Consider the following 19,963-nt stretch of genomic DNA (forward strand, 5'->3'; position numbering starts at 1 on the left):
CTGAGTGCGCATAGCCTACCTGAACGCCGATAATTCACATCTGGTAATTGATTAATTTTTTTAAACTCAGATTTCTCTCACAAATTTGTAACAACCACAGAACCAGGCTTGCAGCACAAACCTCGGCGATGGCAGAAATCAGGACAATAAAAAAGGGCGATAAGTCGCCCTTTTGTCATTTTATCAGCCAGCGTTAATGATTATTCGCCGCTTTTAGTCCAGGTGTCTCGCAAACCGACGGTACGGTTAAACACCAGCTGTGACGGCTTCGAATAGACGCTGTCGGCACAGAAATACCCTTCACGCTCAAACTGGTACGGTGTGGTTGCTTCCACATCGCGCAGGCCCGGCTCAACAAAGCCCTGTTTGATGGTCAGTGAATCCGGGTTGATGACCGACAGGAAATCGTCTGCCGCGGCCGGGTTTGGCACGCTGAACAGGCGGTCGTAGAGACGAAACTCTGCGGGCTGCGCATGGTCTGCTGATACCCAGTGGATCACGCCTTTTACCTTACGGCCATCTGCAGGATCTTTGCTCAGGGTATCCACATCGCTGGTGCAGTAGATGCAGGTGATGTTGCCCGCATCATCTTTCGCCACCCGCTCAGCACGGATCACATAAGCGTTGCGCAGGCGAACTTCTTTGCCCAGCACCAGACGCTTATATTGCTTGTTAGCCTCTTCGCGGAAATCCGCCCGATCGATCCAGATCTCACGGCTGAACGGCACCTCACGCGTTCCCATCTCCGGTTTAGAAGGATGGTTAGGCATGGTGATGGTTTCATGATGGCCCGCTGGCAGGTTTTCAATCACCACTTTCAGTGGATCAAGCACCGCCATCGCGCGTGGCGCATTCTCGTTGAGATCGTCACGAATGCACGATTCCAGCGACGCCATTTCCACAATATTGTCCTGCTTGGTAACACCAATACGGCGGCAGAACTCGCGGATTGAGGCGGCGGTATAACCGCGACGGCGTAAGCCAGAAACGGTCAGCATGCGCGGATCATCCCAGCCTTCAACGTGCTTCTCGGTCACCAGCTGAGTCAGTTTGCGTTTCGACATCACCGCATACTCAAGATTCAGGCGAGAGAACTCATACTGACGTGGATGCACCGGAATAGTAATGTTGTCCAGCACCCAGTCGTAGAGACGACGGTTATCCTGGAACTCCAGCGTACAGAGTGAATGCGTGATGCCTTCCAGCGCATCGGAGATGCAGTGGGTAAAGTCATACATCGGATAGATGCACCACTTGTTACCGGTCTGGTGGTGTTCAGCGAACTTAATCCGGTACAGCACCGGATCGCGCATCACGATAAAGTTAGAGGCCATATCGATTTTTGCGCGCAGACAGGCTGTACCTTCAGCAAATTCCCCGTTACGCATTTTCTCGAACAGAGCCAGGTTCTCTTCCACGCTGCGGTCGCGATAGGGACTGTTTTTGCCCGGCGCGGTCAGAGTGCCACGATATTCGCGGATCGCTTCCGGGGTCAGCTCATCGACGTAAGCCAGCCCTTTATTGATCAGTTCAATCGCATAGTTGTAGAGCTGATCAAAATAGTTTGATGAGTAACAAACCTCACCGCTCCACTCAAAGCCCAGCCATTTGACGTCACGCTTGATGGATTCGACGAACTCCACATCCTCTTTTACCGGATTGGTATCGTCGAAACGCAGGTTACATTGCCCCTGGTAATCCTGGGCGATGCCAAAATTCAGACAGATCGATTTCGCATGACCAATGTGCAGATAGCCATTGGGCTCCGGCGGAAAACGGGTATGCACGCTGCTGTGCTTACCGCTCGCCAAATCTTCGTCGATGATCTGACGAATAAAGTTAGTTGGGCGGGCTTCAGCCTCACTCATCTCAAAAATCCTCAATACGAATAGCGGGTGATTTGTACCACGAAGTAACGGAGTATGATCCACAAAGCGCCAGAGGGAAACAACCGTTTGTTAAGCCTTTAAAACAAAAAAGGCAGGAATCGCTTCCTGCCTTGTGGGTTCTGTTGCGGGGATTAGCCTTTCACTTCATACAGCGGGGTTTCACCCGCCACCACCTGGCCGCTGGCCAGCAAGGTCAGACCAGCGAAATCATCGCTGTTGCTGACCACCACCGGACTCACCATCGAGCGGGCATTGGCATTCAGGAAATCAAGGTCCATCTCCAGCACAGGCTGACCGGCCACCACGCTGGCGCCCTCTTCCACCAGGCGGGTAAAGCCTTTTCCTTCCAGCGCCACGGTGTCCAGCCCCATGTGCACCACAATCTCAACGCCGTTGTCAGTTTCCAGACAGAAGGCGTGATTGGTATTAAAGATTTTCACCAGCGTACCGGCGATCGGTGCCACTACCCATTTATCGCTGGGTTTGATCGCCAGACCGTCGCCCACCGCTTTACTGGCAAAGGCTTCATCCTGCACATCATCCAGCGCGACAACTTCACCGCTGACCGGTGCCAGTAACGTAGCAATCACTCGCTTTTCACTGTTCAGCACCGCCTGCGGTTTCACTTCCGGGGCGGCGGCTGGCGTAGCGCTGCTGCTGGCCGTTGCGGCGACCGGGCCTTTAGTCAGCACTTTTTTCATCGCTGAAGCGATGCTTTCTGCCTGGGTACCGACGATGATCTGCACGCTCTGCTTGTTAAGACGAATCACCCCGGACGCGCCAAGACGTTTCGCCACGCTTTCATTAACCTGGGCCGAATCATTGACGTTAAGGCGCAGACGGGTAATACAGGCATCAATGCTGGTTAAGTTTTCAGAGCCGCCAATCGCACCGATGTAACGGCGCGCCAGCGTCTCTGTTGCACTTTCACCGTTGTCAGTTTTATCGACGTTAACGTCGTAGCCATCGCTTTCATCACCGGCTACCGCCAGCTCACGGCCTGGGGTCATCAGGTTGAATTTTTTGATGGTGAAACGGAACACCACATAGTAGATGACGAAGAACACCAGCCCCTGCGGAATCAGCATGTACCAGTGGGTTGCCAGCGGGTTGCGGGTCGACAGAAACATATCCACCAGCCCGGCGCTGAAGCCGAAACCGGCAATCCAGTGCATACTGGCCGCGATGAAGACCGAAATACCGGTCAGCACAGCGTGGATCAGATAGAGCACCGGTGCCACGAACATAAAGGAAAATTCCAGTGGTTCGGTAATACCGGTGAAGAAGGCCGCAAAGGCTGCCGCCAGCATGATACTGCCGACTTTTACGCGGTTTTCCGGCCGTGCGCAGTGGTAAATCGCCAGCGCGGCACCCGGCAGACCGAACATCATAATCGGGAAGAAGCCCGCCTGATAACGACCGGTGATGCCGACCGTTGCCGATCCGTCAGCCAGCGACTGAGCACCGCCGAGGAATTTAGGAATATCGTTAATACCGGCCACGTCGAACCAGAACACCGAGTTCAGGGCATGATGTAAACCGACCGGAATCAGCAGACGGTTAAAGAAGGCGTAGATGCCCGCACCAGCCGAGCCAAGTTTCTGGATATGTTCGCCGAAATTGACCAGACCGTTAAACACGACCGGCCAGATATACATCAGGATAAAGGCGACTAAGATCATCAGGAACGACACCAGAATCGGTACCAGTCGGCGTCCGCTGAAGAACGAGAGCGCTTTAGGCAGCTCGACGTGACTGAAGCGGTTATAGACTTCCGCTGATAAAATACCGACCAGGATACCGACAAACTGGTTTTCGATTTTGCCAAAGGCAGCAGGCACCTGCTCCAGCGGTATTTTCTGAATCATCGCCACCGCAGCCGGTGAACAGAGCGTGGTGACCACTAAAAATCCGACGAAGCCGGTCAGCGCCGCTGCGCCGTCCTTGTCTTTGGACATTCCGTAAGCGATACCGATAGCGAACAACACTGACATGTGTTCGATGATAGCGGCACCGGATTTAATCAGCAGCGCGGCCAGCGCATTATCCGCACCCCAGCTGACGGGATCGAGATAGTAACCGACCCCCATTAATATCGCTGCCGCTGGCAGGGTCGCCACCGGCACCATTAGCGCACGGCCTACCTTCTGTAAGTAACCTAACATTTACCCTTCCCCCTATGAGCCTGCTTATCGCTCTGCGCCGCTTTATGTTGTTATGTCGGCAGCAAAGACCTTAATGACACTTCATATCACGCTGCGAAGTGTAATGATAAATTAATTCGCCTCGCAAATTAAAACCACCACTATTGTGACTTTTATCACCAAAAAACATCCTTTGATACGGCAACATCTGGCTATAGCCGCAAACTTATTTTATGATCCGAAATATTGAGGCGCACTCAGACCGTGGCGGGATGACATAATCCGTTTAGGCTAATGAGTAACACAACCGATTCGCGCCCTCCTATCCATTTCCTAATTGAGGTGAAACATGAGACTGATTCCTTTAGCCACCCCGACCCAGGTCGGCAAATGGGCCGCACGCCACATTGTGAACCGGATTAACGCCTTCAACCCAACGGCAGAGAAACCCTTTGTGCTGGGACTGCCGACCGGCGGAACACCGCTCGAAGCCTACAAGCACCTGATTGAGATGCATAAAGCGGGCCAGGTTAGCTTTAAACATGTTATCACTTTCAATATGGACGAATATGTCGGCCTGCCGAAAGAGCATCCGGAAAGCTACCACAGCTTCATGTATCGCAACTTCTTTGATCATGTTGATATTCAACCAGAAAACATCAATCTTCTGAATGGTAATGCGCCGGATATTGACGCAGAATGTCGCCAGTACGAAGAGAAAATTCGCGCGCTGGGCAAAATTCACCTGTTTATGGGCGGCGTCGGTAACGATGGTCACATTGCCTTTAATGAACCAGCCTCTTCACTGGCTTCCCGTACCCGGATTAAAACTCTGACCCATGACACCCGCGTGGCAAACTCGCGCTTCTTTAACGGCGATGTGGATCAGGTGCCAAAATATGCGCTGACGGTGGGTGTCGGTACTCTGCTGGACGCGGAAGAAGTGATGATTCTGGTTACCGGCCACGTTAAAGCCCAGGCGCTGCAGGCGGCGGTTGAAGGAAACGTGAATCACATGTGGACCATCAGCTGTCTGCAACTGCACCCGAAATCGGTGGTGGTGTGTGATGAGCCGGCCACCATGGAACTGAAAGTGAAAACCGTGAAGTATTTCCGCGAGATGGAAGCGGAAAATATGAAAGGCGTGTAACACAAAACGTTGTCATACCTGCTGTTGCCACAGGCAGCAGCAGGTCAGGACGGGAGAGAAGAGATGTACGCACTAGTTAACGGCCGGATCTATAGCGGCCACCAGATTCTGGATAATCACGCCGTGGTGATTGCCAATGGCCGCATTGACCGCGTGATCCCACGTGAGTCGCTGCCCGCAGACGTGGAGCAGCGCGATATGGCCGGCGCCATCATTGCTCCCGGCTTTATCGATCTGCAGCTCAATGGCTGCGGCGGCGTTCAGTTTAATGACGACATTGACGCGCTCAGCGTTGAGACGCTGGAAATTATGCAGCGCGCTAATCAGAAGTCAGGCTGCACCAGCTTTTTACCGACGCTGATCACCAGCAGCGACGAATTAATGCAGCGCGCAATTGAAACCATGCGCGCTTATCTGCAGAAACATCAGCATCAGGCGCTGGGACTGCATCTGGAAGGCCCGTGGCTGAGCAAAGCGAAGAAAGGCACCCATAATCCGGCGCTGATTCGCCTGCCGGATGCTGCGCTGGTGCAATACCTGTGCGAAAACGCGGATGTGATCACAAAAGTGACGCTGGCCCCGGAAAATGCGGGCAGCGATGTGATTCGTCAGCTGACTGAAGCGGGTATCATCGTCTCTGCCGGGCATTCAAACGCCACCTATGAAGAGGCCAAAGCCGGTTTCTCCGCTGGCGTCAGCTTTGCTACGCACCTGTATAACGCCATGCCGACCTTTGCCGGTCGTGAACCGGGTCTTATCGGTGCGCTGTTTGATTCGCCTGATGTATACTGCGGCATCATTGCGGATGGTTTACATGTTCATTACGCCAATGTCCGCAACGCAAAACGCATTAAAGGCGATAAGCTGGTGCTGGTAACCGATGCCACTGCACCCGCTGGCGCGGCGATCAGCGAATTTATTTTTGCTGGTAAAACAATCTATTATCGTGATGGTCTGTGCGTTGATGAAAACGGCACGTTGAGCGGCTCTGCCCTCACCATGATCGAAGCAGTACAAAACAGTGTTGAACATGCTGGCATTGCACTGGATGAAGCGTTGCGCATGGCGTCACTCTACCCGGCACGGGCGATGGGCGTGGAAAGGCAGTTGGGATCGATCGAAGCAGGAAAAATCGCGAACCTGACTGTGTTTACGCGCGACTTTAAAATCATTAAGACGTTTGTCAACGGAGACGACGTCCTGAGCGAGTAAGCACTGAATGACCACTGGCGGCCAGTCACAAATAGGAAATGTCGATCTTGTTAAGCAACTCAATAGCGCAGCCGTTTACCGGCTGATTGATCAACAGGGGCCGATATCGCGCATTCAGATAGCCGAACTCAGTCAGCTTGCGCCCGCCAGCGTCACTAAAATTACGCGTCAGTTGATTGAGCGCGGCTTGATCAAAGAGGTCGATCAGCAAGCCTCTACCGGCGGTCGCCGCGCCATCTCTATCATCACTGAAACCCGCCATTTCCACACCATCGGCGTCCGGCTCGGACGCAATGATGCCACCCTGACGCTGTTTGATCTGAGCGGTAAATCCCTGGCGCAGGAGGATTATGCGCTGCCGGAACGTACTCAGGAGACGCTGCAGCATGCACTGTTCAACGCCATCAGCGCCTTTATTGAGCAGCACCAGCGCAAGATCCGCGAGCTGATTGCCATCTCGGTCATCCTGCCCGGACTGGTTGACCCGATTAACGGCGTGATCCGCTATATGCCGCACATTGCCGTCAGTCACTGGCCGCTGGTTTCCAGCCTGAAAGCGCGATTTAACGTGACCAGCTTTGTCGGTCACGATATTCGCAGCCTGGCACTGGCTGAGCACTATTTTGGCGCAAGCCGCGACTGTGCCGACTCCATTCTGGTGCGCTTACATCGCGGCACCGGAGCCGGCATTATTGCCAACGGCCATATTTTTCTCGGCAGCAACGGTAACGTCGGGGAGATTGGTCACATTCAGGTCGATCCGCTGGGGGAACGCTGCCACTGCGGTAATTTTGGCTGCCTCGAAACCATCGCCGCCAACGGCGCGATTGAAAACCGGGTGCGTCACCTGCTGAATCAGGGCTACCCCAGCGTACTGACGCTCGAGGCGTGCCAGATGTCGCACATCTGTAAAGCGGCCAATCAGGGCGATGCGCTGGCCTGTGAAGTGGTTGAATATGTTGGCCGTTACCTCGGCAAAGCCATCGCCATTGCCATCAACCTGTTTAATCCGCAAAAAGTGGTACTGGCCGGTGAAATCACCGACGCGGAGAAAGTGTTGCTGCCGGCAATTGAAGGCTGCATTAATACCCAGGCTCTCGCCGCGTTCCGCAAAAATCTGCCGGTGGTCCGCTCAACCCTGGATCATCGTTCGGCAATCGGCGCCTTTGCGCTGGCAAAACGTGCCATGCTTAACGGCATTCTGCTGCAACATCTTCTCGAAGAATAAGCTCAGCCTGCCGCTCTGGCGGGCCACATCGGATCTGACTATGACCATTAAAAGCGTAATTTGTGACATTGATGGCGTGCTGATGCACGACAATACGGCAGTTCCCGGCGCGCAGGAGTTTTTGCAGCGCATTCTGGCGAAAGAGATGCCGCTGGTGCTGCTGACCAACTACCCTTCGCAAACCGAGCAGGATCTGGCGAACCGTTTTGCTTCGGCGGGCGTTGAAGTGCCGGATTCGGTGTTCTATACCTCGGCGATGGCCACGGCAGACTTTCTGCGCCGCCAGGAAGGCAAAAAAGCCTATGTGATTGGTGAAGGCGCGCTGATCCATGAACTCTACAAAGCGGGCTTTACCATCACCGATATCAACCCCGATTTTGTCATCGTTGGGGAAACGCGCTCGTTCAACTGGGACATGATGCACAAGGCCGCTTTTTTTGTCGCCAACGGCGCGCGGTTCATTGCCACAAACCCGGATACCCATGCGCGCGGCTTTGTTCCCGCCTGTGGCGCGCTCTGTGCCGGCATTGAGAAGATTTCCGGCCGCCGCCCGTTCTACGTCGGTAAACCGAGCCCGTACATTATGCGTGCGGCCCTGAACAAGATGCAGGCGCACTCGGAAGAGACGGTAATTGTCGGTGACAATCTGCGCACCGATATTCTGGCCGGTTTTCAGGCCGGGCTGGAGACGGTGCTGGTGCTGTCTGGCGTATCAACCTTAAGCGATATTGATGCCATGCCATTCCGGCCAGACTGGATCTACCCTTCCGTCGCGGATATTGACCTGTTCTGATGCCTTTTTCTTATGACGCATCGGGCTAAAGCGTGATGCGTCCCCTCTTTTCGACCGATTACCCGCCCTTTCCTTCGGCTAAAATTCAGCCAGAAAATGCATTTCATTATCGATTCGACAATAAAATTGCCGTTAAATTGAAGTTTGTTCAATTTTATCGCCATACCAACAATCTTTTTGTCAGTAAATCGTGATTCTTCTTGCATTGAATGCACCAAATAGCGCATTTTCTTATACATCTTGCATTGAATGCACCAAATAGCGCATTTTCTTATACATCACGCAGCGTCAGGCTGCCGGACAAACGCAAAAGATAACATCGCCGTAAGGTGAGCTCAGGAGTCAGTTATGTGTTCAATTTTTGGTGTGCTGGATCTGAAAACCGATCCTGTTGAGCTGCGCAAAAAAGCGCTGGAATGTTCACGCTTAATGCGTCATCGCGGCCCGGACTGGTCTGGCGTCTATGCCGATGACCATGCCATCCTGGCGCATGAACGCCTCTCAATCGTTGACGTCAACAATGGCGCACAGCCGCTGTACAACGCCGACCACACTCACGTCCTGGCGGTTAACGGCGAAATCTATAACCATCAGGCGCTGCGCGCAGAGCTGAGCGACCGCTATCAGTTCCAGACCGGATCTGACTGTGAAGTCATCCTGGCGCTGTATCAGGAAAAAGGCGTTGATTTCCTCGACGATCTGGAAGGTATGTTCGCCTTCATTCTGTATGACAGCGTTAAAAACAGTTACCTGATTGGCCGCGATCACATCGGCATCATCCCGCTCTATATGGGTAACGATGAGCATGGCAACCTCTATGTCGCGTCAGAGATGAAAGCGCTGGTGCCGGCCTGCCGTTCAATCAAAGAGTTCCCGCCGGGAAGCTATCTCTCCAGCACCGATGGTGAAATCCGTCGCTACTGGCAGCGTGACTGGATGGAATATAAAAATGTCGAACACAACACCACCGACGCTGCCGGCCTGAAACATGCGCTGGAAGAGTCAGTGAAAAGCCATCTGATGTCTGATGTGCCTTACGGCGTGCTGCTGTCGGGCGGACTCGATTCCTCAATCATCTCTGCCGTCACCAAGCGCTTTGCCGCTAAGCGGGTAGAAGATCAGGATAAAAGTGATGCCTGGTGGCCACAGCTGCACTCATTCGCGGTGGGCCTGGAAGGATCGCCCGATCTGAAAGCGGCCAAATCGGTTGCAGAACATCTCGGCACGGTGCACCACGAAATTCATTTCACCGTGCAGGAAGGTCTGGATGCGATTCGCGATGTGATTTACCACATCGAAACGTACGACGTCACCACCATCCGCGCGTCCACGCCGATGTACCTGATGTCACGTAAAATTAAAGCGATGGGCATCAAGATGGTGCTGTCGGGTGAAGGCGCGGATGAAGTCTTCGGCGGCTACCTCTATTTCCATAAAGCGCCGAACGCCAAAGAGTTCCACGAAGAAAACGTGCGTAAACTGCAGGCGTTGCACATGTTCGACTGCGCCCGTGCCAACAAGGCGATGTCAGCCTGGGGCGTGGAAGCGCGTGTACCTTTCCTGGATAAAAAATTCCTCGACGTGGCGATGCGCATCAACCCGGCCGACAAAATGTGTGGCAGCAACGGCAAAATGGAGAAGCACATCCTGCGTGAATGTTTCTCGTCCTACCTGCCGGAAAGCGTAGCATGGCGTCAGAAAGAGCAGTTCTCTGATGGCGTGGGTTACAGCTGGATCGACTCGCTGAAAGAGGTTGCCGCGAAGCAAATCAGCGACCAGCAGCTGGCCACCGCGCACTTCCGTTTCCCGTTCAACACGCCGGGTTCGAAAGAAGCCTATCTGTACCGTGAAATCTTTGAAGAGCTGTTCCCGTTACCGAGCGCGGCAGAGTGCGTGCCTGGTGGTCCATCCGTGGCCTGCTCCTCAGCCAAGGCGATTGAGTGGGACGAAGCATTTAAAAACATGGACGATCCTTCTGGTCGCGCCGTCGGCGTCCATCAGTCAGCCTATAAATAAGGGCGTTGAAACAGAAGAAAAATGGGCCGTTGCGGGCCCATTTTTTTCATCATCAGCGTTGTATTCACTGTAAAATTGTTGAATAAACCAGCAGCCTGGTTATAAGCCGGTCAAACAGCGGTTATCCGTAAAAAAACGGCAAAAAACTTGTTGACGCTGTTAAGTCAACTCCGCATAATGCGCCCCGCAACGCCGATGAAGGTAACGCGAAAAAAAGATGGCTACGTAGCTCAGCTGGTTAGAGCACAGCACTCATAATGCTGGGGTCACAGGTTCGATTCCCGTCGTAGCCACCATCTTTTTTTGCGGGAGTGGCGAAATTGGTAGACGCACCAGATTTAGGTTCTGGCGCCGCAAGGTGTGCGAGTTCAAGTCTCGCCTCCCGCACCATTTCATTATTCGGCAGCATGGATGGGGTATCGCCAAGCGGTAAGGCACCGGTTTTTGATACCGGCATTCCCTGGTTCGAATCCAGGTACCCCAGCCAATTTCGATGAATCTCGTGGCTGCGAGTGGACGAATGGGATATCGCCAAGCGGTAAGGCACCGGTTTTTGATACCGGCATTCCCTGGTTCGAATCCAGGTATCCCAGCCATCATCGAAATGCAGTACAATTTGGCTACGTAGCTCAGCTGGTTAGAGCACAGCACTCATAATGCTGGGGTCACAGGTTCGATTCCCGTCGTAGCCACCATATTATTGGGGTGTCGCCAAGCGGTAAGGCACTGGTTTCTGATACCAGCATTCCGGGGTTCGAATCCCTGCACCCCAGCCACACAAAAGACAATTTGAATTAACACCTATTGGGGTGTCGCCAAGCGGTAAGGCACTGGTTTCTGATACCAGCATTCCGGGGTTCGAATCCCTGCACCCCAGCCAAATTGCACAACAAAGCCCGCTTTTGCGGGCTTTGTTGTTTTTGTGCTTTCCCTGAACGCTGTCAGCCAGTGAGACGGCCCGGTCTTACTCCGAGCCGTTCGGCCTTGTCAGGCCAGCTTATAACCCCAGCGCATAGCGCAGCACCTGCCGCTTCAGTACCCCGGAGTGCTCGGCCGCAATCAACCCCAGATTACGCGCAAACCGCAGCGGCGCCAGCTGATTGCTGAAGGCGAAATAGAAGAGATCCATCCCGCCCTGCATCAGCATGTTGTCGGTACGGCGCTGTCGCTGATAGCGTTGTAATATCCGCTCCGCCGCCCAGTCTTCCGCCGCACCGCGCGCGGTGACCAGCACATCGATCAACGCATCAATATCGCGATAGCCAAGATTGACGCCCTGCCCCGCCAGCGGGTTGATGGTGTGGGCCGCATCGCCCACCAGCGCCAGTCCGGGCAGCACATAACGCGCCGCATGACGTCGCACCAGCGGAAACCCGCCCGCGGCGTGGGCTTTAAACCGCCCCAGACGCGCCGGGAAGTGGCTGGCAACCTCTTTCTCAAGCTGAGGCAGCGCCATCGCCTGCAACTGACGTATCCGCGCAGGAGCGTCATACCACACCAGCGAGGCGCGATTGTCATACAGCGGCAGGAAGGCGCGCGGTCCCTGCGGGGTAAAGTGTTGCCAGGTGGCATCGCCTGCCGGATGTTCACAGCTGACGCTAATCAGCAAACAGGACTGGGCATAGCTCCAGCCGTGAATGCCAATCCCCGCCATCTGCCGCACCTGAGAGTTAGCGCCATCTGCGCCCACCACCAGCCGGCTATGCAGCGTCTCGCCGCCGCTCAGATCAACACGCCAGCCGCCATTCTCCTGCTGCAGGTTCTCCAGCGTGGCCGGGCAACAGAGCGTGACGCCAAGCGCCTGCATCTCTTCCCACAGCGCCCGTTGCAGCACGCTATTCTCTACCATAAAACCGAGTTCCGGCAGCCCGAGCGAGGCGGCATCAAAGCTGACCTGCGCGGATTGCCACTCCCAGGTTTCCAGCTTGCGATAGGGCGCACAGCGCATCGCTTCAACCCGGGACCAGACGTTAAGCTGCTTTAATAACGCCACCGAGGATGAACCGATCGCTGAGATCCGCAGATCGGGATCGCTCTCCGCGGCAAAAGGGGCCGGCTCCGCGCGCTCAATCACCGCCACGCGAAATTTATGCTGCGTCAGTCCACACGCCAGCGCCGCACCCACCATGCCGCCGCCGACGATCACCACATCAAACTGGTTATCCTGCATTGCTTTTATCCTTCTTCTTTTCCCGCCAGCCTGCGCAACACGGGTCTGATTGAAGCAAAGTGTACCGGAAAATTCTGGCACGATCAGAAAAGCCCTTAGGCTGGTCACAACAGCATCAAAGCATTACAATACGCGCCCTGCACTTCACTGCACTGAATCAATGGCTAGTTCGATGACAAAAAAACTGCATATCAAAACCTGGGGATGTCAGATGAATGAGTATGATTCATCTAAGATGTCTGACCTGCTGAACAGTACGCACGGCTACACGCTGACCGAGGTCGCTGAAGAGGCGGATATTCTGCTGCTCAACACCTGTTCTATTCGCGAGAAGGCGCAGGAGAAGGTTTTCCACCAGTTGGGACGCTGGAAAAAGTTAAAAGAGCGTAACCCGGATTTGATCATCGGCGTCGGCGGCTGCGTGGCGTCGCAGGAAGGGGATCACATTCGCCAGCGTGCGCCCTGCGTGGATATCGTTTTTGGCCCGCAGACCCTGCACCGTCTGCCGGAAATGATTAACACCGTACGCGGCAGTAAAAGCCCGGTGGTTGACATCAGCTTCCCGGAAATCGAGAAATTTGACCGTCTGCCGGACCCGCGCGCAGAAGGTCCTACCGCGTTCGTCTCGATCATGGAAGGCTGCAACAAATACTGTACCTTCTGCGTGGTACCCTATACCCGCGGTGAAGAAGTCAGCCGTCCGAGCGACGACATTCTGCTGGAGATCGCCCAGCTGGCGGCCCAGGGCGTGCGCGAAGTCAACCTGCTCGGCCAGAACGTTAACGCCTATCGCGGGGCCACCTTTGATGGCGGCGTCTGCACCTTCGCGGAACTGCTGCGCCTGGTGGCGGCCATTGACGGTATCGACCGCATTCGCTTCACCACCAGTCACCCGATTGAGTTCACCGATGACATCATCGAGGTCTACCGTGATACGCCGGAACTGGTGAGCTTCCTGCATCTGCCGGTCCAGAGCGGTGCCGACCGGATCCTGACGCTGATGAAACGGGCGCACACTGCGCTGGAGTATAAGGCGATTATCCGTAAGCTGCGCGCGGCGCGCCCGGATATTGAGATCAGTTCCGACTTCATCATCGGCTTCCCGGGTGAAACCCAGCAGGATTTCGAGCAGACCATGAAGCTCATCGCCGATGTCAATTTCGACGTCAGCTTCAGCTTTATCTACTCGGCGCGACCGGGCACGCCGGCAGCTGACCTGCCGGATGACGTCAGCGAAGAGGAGAAAAAGCAGCGCCTGTGGATTCTGCAGGATCGCATCAACCAGCAGGCGCAGGCGATCAGCCGCCGGATGCTCGGTACGGTGCAGCGTATTCTGGTGGAAGGCATCTCCCGTAAGAACGTGATGGAAGTCTCTGGCCGCACCGAAAATAATCGGGTGGTGAACTTTGAAGGTTCGCCTGAGATGATCGGCAAGTTCGTTGATGTCGAAATCGTCGATGTCTACACCAACTCGCTGCGCGGTAAGCTGGTGCGTACTGAAGAAGAGATGGGGCTGCGCATGGCCGAAAGTCCGGCTTCCGTCATTGCCCGCACCCGTAAAGAGAACGAGATCGGCGTGGGTCTGTTCCAGCCTTGATGCCTGCCATACTTGCGGCAATGCGCGCAGCATTGCCGCCAATTTCACTTTGTTGCACTTGGTTTCTGAAAGTGCCGCCCAAATATCTTTCCTTAAGCTTGCGCCCAGGCGTTACGGCATAAATAATTTCGTTATGGTGCATCCGTTTAAGCCCAACGGTGCGTCAGACAACCCTCATAACTGGCCCTGAGTGACCCAAAGGATTCGTTTGAATATCGAAACTCGTGAAATCGCCCTTGAACCGGCCGATAATCGTCGTCTGATGAGCCTGTGCGGTCCATTTGACGATAATGTGAAACAGCTTGAACGTCGTCTGGGTATTGAGATCAATCGTCGGGACAACGTCTTTAAGCTGGTCGGGCGCGCACTCTGCGTGAATGCGGCGGCTGACATTCTGAAAACACTCTATGTGGATACCGCGCCGGTACGCGGTGACATTCCGGATATTGAGCCGGACCAGATCCATCTGGCGATTAAAGAGAGCCGGGTGCTGGAGCAGACTGCCGAAAGCGTGCCGGAGTATGGCAAAGCGGTCAATATCAAGACCAGGCGCGGCGTGATCAAACCACGCACGCCAAACCAGGCGCAGTATATCGCCAACGTGCTCGACCATGACATCACCTTTGGCGTCGGTCCTGCCGGTACCGGTAAAACCTATCTGGCGGTGGCAGCAGCCGTGGATGCGCTGGAACGTCAGGAGATTCGCCGTATCCTGCTGACCCGTCCGGCGGTAGAAGCAGGTGAGAAGCTCGGCTTTCTGCCCGGCGATCTGAGCCAGAAGGTAGACCCGTATCTGCGCCCGCTGTATGACGCGCTGTTCGAGATGCTTGGATTTGAACGGGTTGAGAAGCTGATGGAGCGCAACGTCATCGAAGTGGCTCCGCTGGCTTACATGCGTGGCCGTACGCTGAATGACGCCTTTATTATTCTTGATGAGAGCCAGAACACCACCATCGAACAGATGAAGATGTTCCTGACGCGCATCGGCTTCAACTCGAAAGCGGTGATCACCGGTGACGTGACCCAGATTGACCTGCCACGCCACGTTAAATCGGGTCTGCGCCATGCGATTGAAGTGCTGTCGGACGTGGAAGAGATCAGCTTCAACTTCTTCCACAGTGAAGATGTGGTGCGACATCCGGTTGTGGCGCGTATCGTCACCGCCTATGAAGCCTGGGAAGAGGCCGATCAGAAACGCCGCGATCAGCAGGCTGAAGAGCGTAAACGTGAGGCGCTGGCCGCCCAGAGCGTGACGCAGGAGAGCAAATGAGCGAGGTGATTCTTGACCTGCAGATCGCCTGTGAAAGCAGCGCCGATCTGCCCACTGAAAGCCAGTTTCACCGCTGGCTGTCAGCGGCGGCCACTCCTTTTCAGCCGGAAAGCGAAGTCACGGTGCGTCTGGTGGATGAAGCGGAAAGTCATGAGCTGAATCTGACCTATCGCGGTAAAGATAAACCCACCAACGTGCTCTCTTTCCCGTTCGAGGCTCCGCCGGGCATCGAACTGCCGCTGCTGGGCGACCTGATTATTTGTCGTCAGGTGGTGGAGCAGGAAGCGGCTGAGCAAAACAAAAGTGTAGAAGCCCACTGGGCGCATATGGTGGTCCACGGCACGCTTCACCTGCTGGGTTACGACCATATTGAAGACGACGAAGCCGAAGAGATGGAGTCACTGGAGACCGAGATAATGCTTGCTCTTGGTTATCCTGATCCGTACATTTCGGAGAAAGAAGACGCCTGAACCCTGGGTTCCGGCTATCCTGCTGCCAGTGCTTTGCTGGCAGCGTTAATTCCTCACCAGAGAGATCTTTAAAAACCGCCATGAGCGACGACCATTCTCAAAACAGCGATGCACCCAGTAGTAAAAAGGGATTCTTTTCCCTGTTGATCAACCAACTTTTTCACGGTGAACCGAAAAACCGTGATGAGCTACTGGAGCTGATCCGCGACTCAAATCATAAAGACCTGATTGACCAGGATACCCGCGACATGCTCGAAGGGGTGCTGGATATTGCGGAGCAGCGCGTGCGTGACATCATGATCCCGCGCTCGCAGATGATTACCCTGAAACGCAATCAGAACCTCGAAGAGTGTCTGGATGTGATTATCGAGTCGGCCCATTCGCGCTTCCCGGTGATCAGCGAAGACAAAGATCACGTTGAAGGGATTCTGATGGCCAAAGATTTACTGCCGTTTATGAGCAGCGAATCTGAACCGTTCAGCATTGAAAAAGTGCTGCGTCCGGCGGTAGTGGTGCCTGAAAGCAAGCGCGTAGACCGGATGCTGAAAGAGTTCCGTTCTCAGCGTTATCACATGGCGATTGTGATCGATGAATTTGGTGGCGTCTCAGGCCTGGTGACCATCGAAGACATTCTGGAACTGATTGTCGGTGAAATTGAGGATGAGTATGACGACGAAGAAGATCGTGATATCCGTCAGCTCAACCGCCACACCTTTACGGTGCGGGCATTGACCGCGATTGAAGATTTCAATGAGGTGTTCGGCACGCAGTTCAGCGATGATGAGGTCGATACCATCGGTGGTCTGGTGATGCAGGGATTCGGTCATCTGCCGGCGCGCGGTGAGAGCATCGAAATTGAGGGTTACCAGTTCAAAATAGCGATGGCCGATAGCCGCCGTATCATCCAGGTTCATGTCACAATTCCGGAAAACTCGCCACAACCTCAACTGGATGACGAATAAGTCTATGGCTTTAGCCTCACTTTACCCGCGTCAGCGGGTTCGCCTGCTGCTGGCTTTATTAACGGGTGCGTCTGGCACCCTCGCCTTCTCTCCTTACGATTTCTGGCCCGCCGCGCTGCTGTCGCTGTGCGGTTTACAGCTTCTGACCCTGAACCGCTCCAGCCCGCAGGCCACCGCGATTGGCTTTGTCTGGGGACTGGGTCTGTTCGGCAGCGGCATCAACTGGGTTTACGTCAGTGTCGCCACCTTTGGCGGCATGCCTGGCCCGGTGAATGTCTTTATCGTGGCATTGCTGGCAGCTTATCTGTCGATCTACCCGGCGCTGTTTGCCGGCGTACTGAATCGCCTCTGGCCGCGCACGACGCTGTGGCGTCTGGCGCTGGCCGCACCGGCGTTATGGCAGATCACCGAGTTTCTGCGCGGCTGGATCCTGACCGGCTTTCCGTGGCTGCAATTTGGCTACAGCCAGATAGATGGCCCGCTGAAAGGCGTGGCGCCACTGGGCGGCGTGGAAACGCTGACTTTCCTGCTGATGGCAATCGCTGGCCTGCTGGTCTATGCCCTGCAACAGCGCAATATGAAAAGCCTGGTGGCGGCACTGCTGCTGCTGGCCCTGCCGTGGCCGCTGCGCTACGTTCAGTGGGTTCAGCCGTTACCGGCACGCGCGGTGGATGTGGCGCTGGTACAGGGCAATATTCCCCAGTCGATGAAGTGGGACCCGCAGCAGTTACTGAACACGCTGCGCATCTATAGCGAGCTCAGTCAGCCGCTGATGGGCAAAACGCCGATTATCATCTGGCCGGAATCGGCCATTACCGATCTGGAGAGTAATCAGCAGCCGTTTCTGCGCTCGCTGGATGATGAACTGCGCGCACGTGGCAGCTCGCTGGTTACCGGCATCGTCGACTCGCGACTGGAGCAGAACCGTTATCACGATTACAACACGGTGATCGTGCTGGGCGGTCATGCGCCGTATAACTACTTCAGCGGTAACCGCTACCAGAAAAACCATCTGGTGCCGTTTGGTGAATTTGTGCCGCTGGCCGATCTGCTGCGTCCCCTCGCGCCGTTCTTCGATCTGCCGATGTCGGCGTTCAGCCGTGGCGCTTATCTTCAGCCGCAGCTTCGGGTCGCGGGCTACAACCTGACCAGCGCCATCTGCTACGAGATCGTGCTCGGTGAACAGGTGCGCGCCAACTTCCATCCCGATACCAATTTCCTGCTGACGGTTTCTAACGATGCCTGGTTTGGTCACTCTATTGGTCCGTGGCAGCATTTCCAGATGGCGCGGATGCGGGCGCTGGAGCTGGGTCGTCCACTGTTACGCAGCACTAATAATGGTGTGACGGCGGTGGTTAATGCCCGTGGTGACGTGGAAAAGATGCTGCCACAGTTCACCCGCGGCGTCTTAACCGACAAGGTCACTCCGACTACCGGTGAAACACCGTATGCGCAGGCTGGCGTCTGGCCAGTCTGGATCCTCACCGCCCTGGCGGCGCTGATTGCCCTGCTGCGTCGCCGCCGCTGATTGCCAGTATGCTGAAAGGCGAAGCGGTTGCTTCGCCTTTTTTTATCGCTTTTCCCCGCTATTTTCCCCTTCCCTGACCGCAGACTCTGCTGCGTTATCGCGTCTGAACCCGTTTCTGGCACGATGATTGCTAAATATTTCAGTGTTTTTCGCAAACAGGCTAGTTGTACGCGCTGACGTGAGTCCGGTTGCACCAAAATAGTTACTTCGCCTGCACCTTTACCGCGCAGGCAGGAAAAACTGCCTTTTTTTGGTGCGTATCACCTCGCAAAAAAGAAACTTTTTTGTTTCATCGCGTTAACAATCCGCTATGTTAGTGACTATTCTGCGCGCAGCCGCGCTGCAGGGTAAACCGAAGAAAAGCAGCAGCAAATACACACAACATCATAATCAGCACAGGTTATATCCTGTGCATTTTCCATACGAAGGAGTTGGAACATGCAACTACGCAAAGTGGCATTATCTCTTCTGCTGATCGGCGCAGCAGCGGGAGCGGCCCAGGCGGAAGATCTCAGCGGCACCCTGAAGAAGATCAATGACAATGGCGTCATTGTGGTCGGGCATCGCGAATCATCAGTTCCCTTTTCTTACTATGACAACCAGCAAAAAGTCGTCGGCTACTCACAGGCCTATTCCGCAGCCATTGTGGACGCCATTAAAGCGAAGCTGAACAAGCCTGATCTGCAGATCAAAATGATCCCAATCACCTCACAAAACCGTATTCCGCTGTTGCAAAACGGCACCTACGATTTTGAGTGTGGATCTACCACCAACAACCTGGAGCGCCAGAAACAAGCCGCGTTCTCAGACACCATTTTCGTCATTGGTACTCGTCTGCTGGTGAAAAAAGGCGGTCCGATTAAAGATTTCACCGACCTGAAAGGCAAAACCGTGGTGGTGACCTCCGGTACCACTTCTGAAGTGTTACTGCACAAGCTGAATGACGAACAGAAACTGGACCTGCGTATTATCAGCGCGAAGGATCATGGTGACTCGTTCCGTACGCTGGAAACCGGCCGTGCCGTGGCCTTTATGATGGATGATGCGCTGCTGGCTGGTGAACGTGCCAAAGCGAAAAAACCAGACAACTGGGAGATCTTAGGGACGCCGCAGTCCAAAGAGGCTTACGGTTGTATGCTGCGTAAAGACGATCCGCAGTTTAAAACCTTAGTGGATGAAACCATCGCCAAAGCCCAGACCTCAGGTCAGGCTGAAAAATGGTTCGATACCTGGTTCAAACAGCCGATCCCACCGAAAAACCTGAACATGAACTTTGAACTGTCAGATGACATGAAAGCGCTGTTCAAGACGCCAAATGATAAAGCACTGAACTAACAACAAAATACCCAATGGATTTCAGTTTGCATTGAGACGGCAAGAGAATGAATCCCGATGAGCTTACTCAGGTAAGTGATTCGGGTGAGTGAACGTAGCCAACAAAAATGCAGCCTGAAAGACGACGGGTATACCAAGGGCGGCCTGGCTGCCCTCTCGATTGCTGAAACCGCGGCGCGGACAGACAGACTGAACCGGG

General features: G+C 54.6%; 14 protein-coding genes and 7 tRNA genes. 18 read left to right on the forward strand and 3 right to left on the reverse strand.

Features of this window, described 5'->3' with window-relative positions; all coding sequences use genetic code 11:
• Positions 1–200: 200 nt before the first annotated feature.
• Positions 201–1,868, reverse strand: a complete 1,668-nt coding sequence (gene glnS / locus LZU96_RS14320) for a glutamine--tRNA ligase (RefSeq protein ID WP_233984907.1) — start codon at positions 1,866–1,868, stop codon at positions 201–203.
• A gap of 152 nt (positions 1,869–2,020) precedes the next feature.
• Positions 2,021–4,054, reverse strand: a complete 2,034-nt coding sequence (gene nagE, locus LZU96_RS14325; RefSeq protein WP_233984908.1) for an N-acetylglucosamine-specific PTS transporter subunit IIBC — start codon at positions 4,052–4,054, stop codon at positions 2,021–2,023.
• Between the two features lie 328 nt (positions 4,055–4,382).
• On the opposite strand from nagE, the gene nagB reads away from it, so the two are divergent.
• The 12 genes from nagB (at position 4,383) to LZU96_RS14385 (ending at position 11,312) form a co-directional block, all read left to right on the forward strand.
• On the forward strand, positions 4,383–5,183 hold the full coding sequence (gene nagB, locus LZU96_RS14330; RefSeq protein ID WP_233984909.1) for a glucosamine-6-phosphate deaminase: 801 nt from the start codon (positions 4,383–4,385) through the stop codon (positions 5,181–5,183).
• Between the two features lie 63 nt (positions 5,184–5,246).
• Entirely contained in the window at positions 5,247–6,395 is a 1,149-nt protein-coding gene (gene nagA / locus LZU96_RS14335) for an N-acetylglucosamine-6-phosphate deacetylase (protein ID WP_233984910.1), read from the forward strand.
• Positions 6,396–6,402: 7 nt separating this feature from the next.
• Complete coding sequence (nagC, locus tag LZU96_RS14340; protein WP_233984911.1) at positions 6,403–7,623, forward strand: DNA-binding transcriptional regulator NagC; 1,221 nt, start codon at positions 6,403–6,405, stop codon at positions 7,621–7,623.
• 40 nt (positions 7,624–7,663) lie between these two features.
• A complete protein-coding gene (locus tag LZU96_RS14345) occupies positions 7,664–8,416 on the forward strand; it encodes an HAD-IIA family hydrolase (protein WP_233984912.1) in 753 nt (250 codons plus the stop codon).
• 348 nt (positions 8,417–8,764) lie between these two features.
• Complete coding sequence (asnB, locus tag LZU96_RS14350; protein ID WP_233984913.1) at positions 8,765–10,432, forward strand: asparagine synthase B; 1,668 nt, start codon at positions 8,765–8,767, stop codon at positions 10,430–10,432.
• Positions 10,433–10,651: 219 nt separating this feature from the next.
• Positions 10,652–10,728, forward strand: a tRNA-Met gene (locus tag LZU96_RS14355).
• A gap of 9 nt (positions 10,729–10,737) precedes the next feature.
• Positions 10,738–10,822: transfer RNA gene (locus LZU96_RS14360), tRNA-Leu, on the forward strand.
• A gap of 22 nt (positions 10,823–10,844) precedes the next feature.
• A tRNA-Gln gene (locus tag LZU96_RS14365) sits at positions 10,845–10,919 on the forward strand.
• A gap of 34 nt (positions 10,920–10,953) precedes the next feature.
• Positions 10,954–11,028, forward strand: a tRNA-Gln gene (locus LZU96_RS14370).
• Between the two features lie 22 nt (positions 11,029–11,050).
• Positions 11,051–11,127 (forward strand) — tRNA-Met (locus tag LZU96_RS14375).
• Between the two features lie 6 nt (positions 11,128–11,133).
• Positions 11,134–11,208 (forward strand) — tRNA-Gln (locus LZU96_RS14380).
• Positions 11,209–11,237: 29 nt separating this feature from the next.
• Positions 11,238–11,312: transfer RNA gene (locus LZU96_RS14385), tRNA-Gln, on the forward strand.
• Positions 11,313–11,429: 117 nt separating this feature from the next.
• On the opposite strand, the gene ubiF is transcribed toward LZU96_RS14385, so the two are convergent.
• Positions 11,430–12,602, reverse strand: a complete 1,173-nt coding sequence (gene ubiF, locus LZU96_RS14390; RefSeq protein ID WP_233984914.1) for a 3-demethoxyubiquinol 3-hydroxylase — start codon at positions 12,600–12,602, stop codon at positions 11,430–11,432.
• A gap of 172 nt (positions 12,603–12,774) precedes the next feature.
• On the opposite strand from ubiF, the gene miaB reads away from it, so the two are divergent.
• The 6 genes from miaB (at position 12,775) to LZU96_RS14420 (ending at position 19,764) form a co-directional block, all read left to right on the forward strand.
• A complete protein-coding gene (gene miaB / locus LZU96_RS14395) occupies positions 12,775–14,199 on the forward strand; it encodes a tRNA (N6-isopentenyl adenosine(37)-C2)-methylthiotransferase MiaB (RefSeq protein ID WP_233984915.1) in 1,425 nt (474 codons plus the stop codon).
• A gap of 208 nt (positions 14,200–14,407) precedes the next feature.
• Positions 14,408–15,469, forward strand: a complete 1,062-nt coding sequence (locus LZU96_RS14400; RefSeq protein ID WP_233984916.1) for a PhoH family protein — start codon at positions 14,408–14,410, stop codon at positions 15,467–15,469.
• A complete protein-coding gene (ybeY, locus tag LZU96_RS14405) occupies positions 15,466–15,939 on the forward strand; it encodes an rRNA maturation RNase YbeY (protein ID WP_233984917.1) in 474 nt (157 codons plus the stop codon). Before LZU96_RS14400 ends, ybeY begins: the two co-directional genes overlap by 4 nt.
• A gap of 80 nt (positions 15,940–16,019) precedes the next feature.
• Positions 16,020–16,901: a CNNM family magnesium/cobalt transport protein CorC gene (gene corC / locus LZU96_RS14410; protein ID WP_094119641.1), complete on the forward strand. Its 882-nt coding sequence runs from the start codon at positions 16,020–16,022 to the stop codon at positions 16,899–16,901.
• 4 nt (positions 16,902–16,905) lie between these two features.
• On the forward strand, positions 16,906–18,429 hold the full coding sequence (lnt, locus tag LZU96_RS14415) for an apolipoprotein N-acyltransferase (RefSeq protein WP_233984919.1): 1,524 nt from the start codon (positions 16,906–16,908) through the stop codon (positions 18,427–18,429).
• Between the two features lie 438 nt (positions 18,430–18,867).
• The gene (locus tag LZU96_RS14420; RefSeq protein ID WP_233984920.1) at positions 18,868–19,764 is read left to right on the forward strand and encodes an amino acid ABC transporter substrate-binding protein; all 897 of its coding nucleotides are present in this window, start codon (positions 18,868–18,870) and stop codon (positions 19,762–19,764) included.
• The last annotated feature ends 199 nt before the right edge of the window (positions 19,765–19,963 follow it).

The sequence above is a fragment of the Pantoea agglomerans genome, from assembly GCF_021397715.1.
Lineage (GTDB): Bacteria > Pseudomonadota > Gammaproteobacteria > Enterobacterales > Enterobacteriaceae > Pantoea > Pantoea astica.

Coding starts and splice junctions, on each gene's coding strand:
- LZU96_RS14420 (WP_233984920.1), top strand. CDS start 18,868: ATGCAACTACGCAAAGTGGCATTATCTCTTCTGCTGATCGGCGCAGCA.
- lnt (WP_233984919.1), top strand. CDS start 16,906: ATGGCTTTAGCCTCACTTTACCCGCGTCAGCGGGTTCGCCTGCTGCTG.
- ubiF (WP_233984914.1), bottom strand. CDS start 12,602: ATGCAGGATAACCAGTTTGATGTGGTGATCGTCGGCGGCGGCATGGTG.
- ybeY (WP_233984917.1), top strand. CDS start 15,466: ATGAGCGAGGTGATTCTTGACCTGCAGATCGCCTGTGAAAGCAGCGCC.
- asnB (WP_233984913.1), top strand. CDS start 8,765: ATGTGTTCAATTTTTGGTGTGCTGGATCTGAAAACCGATCCTGTTGAG.
- nagB (WP_233984909.1), top strand. CDS start 4,383: ATGAGACTGATTCCTTTAGCCACCCCGACCCAGGTCGGCAAATGGGCC.
- glnS (WP_233984907.1), bottom strand. CDS start 1,868: ATGAGTGAGGCTGAAGCCCGCCCAACTAACTTTATTCGTCAGATCATC.
- nagE (WP_233984908.1), bottom strand. CDS start 4,054: ATGTTAGGTTACTTACAGAAGGTAGGCCGTGCGCTAATGGTGCCGGTG.
- miaB (WP_233984915.1), top strand. CDS start 12,775: ATGACAAAAAAACTGCATATCAAAACCTGGGGATGTCAGATGAATGAG.
- LZU96_RS14345 (WP_233984912.1), top strand. CDS start 7,664: ATGACCATTAAAAGCGTAATTTGTGACATTGATGGCGTGCTGATGCAC.
- nagC (WP_233984911.1), top strand. CDS start 6,403: ATGACCACTGGCGGCCAGTCACAAATAGGAAATGTCGATCTTGTTAAG.
- nagA (WP_233984910.1), top strand. CDS start 5,247: ATGTACGCACTAGTTAACGGCCGGATCTATAGCGGCCACCAGATTCTG.
- corC (WP_094119641.1), top strand. CDS start 16,020: ATGAGCGACGACCATTCTCAAAACAGCGATGCACCCAGTAGTAAAAAG.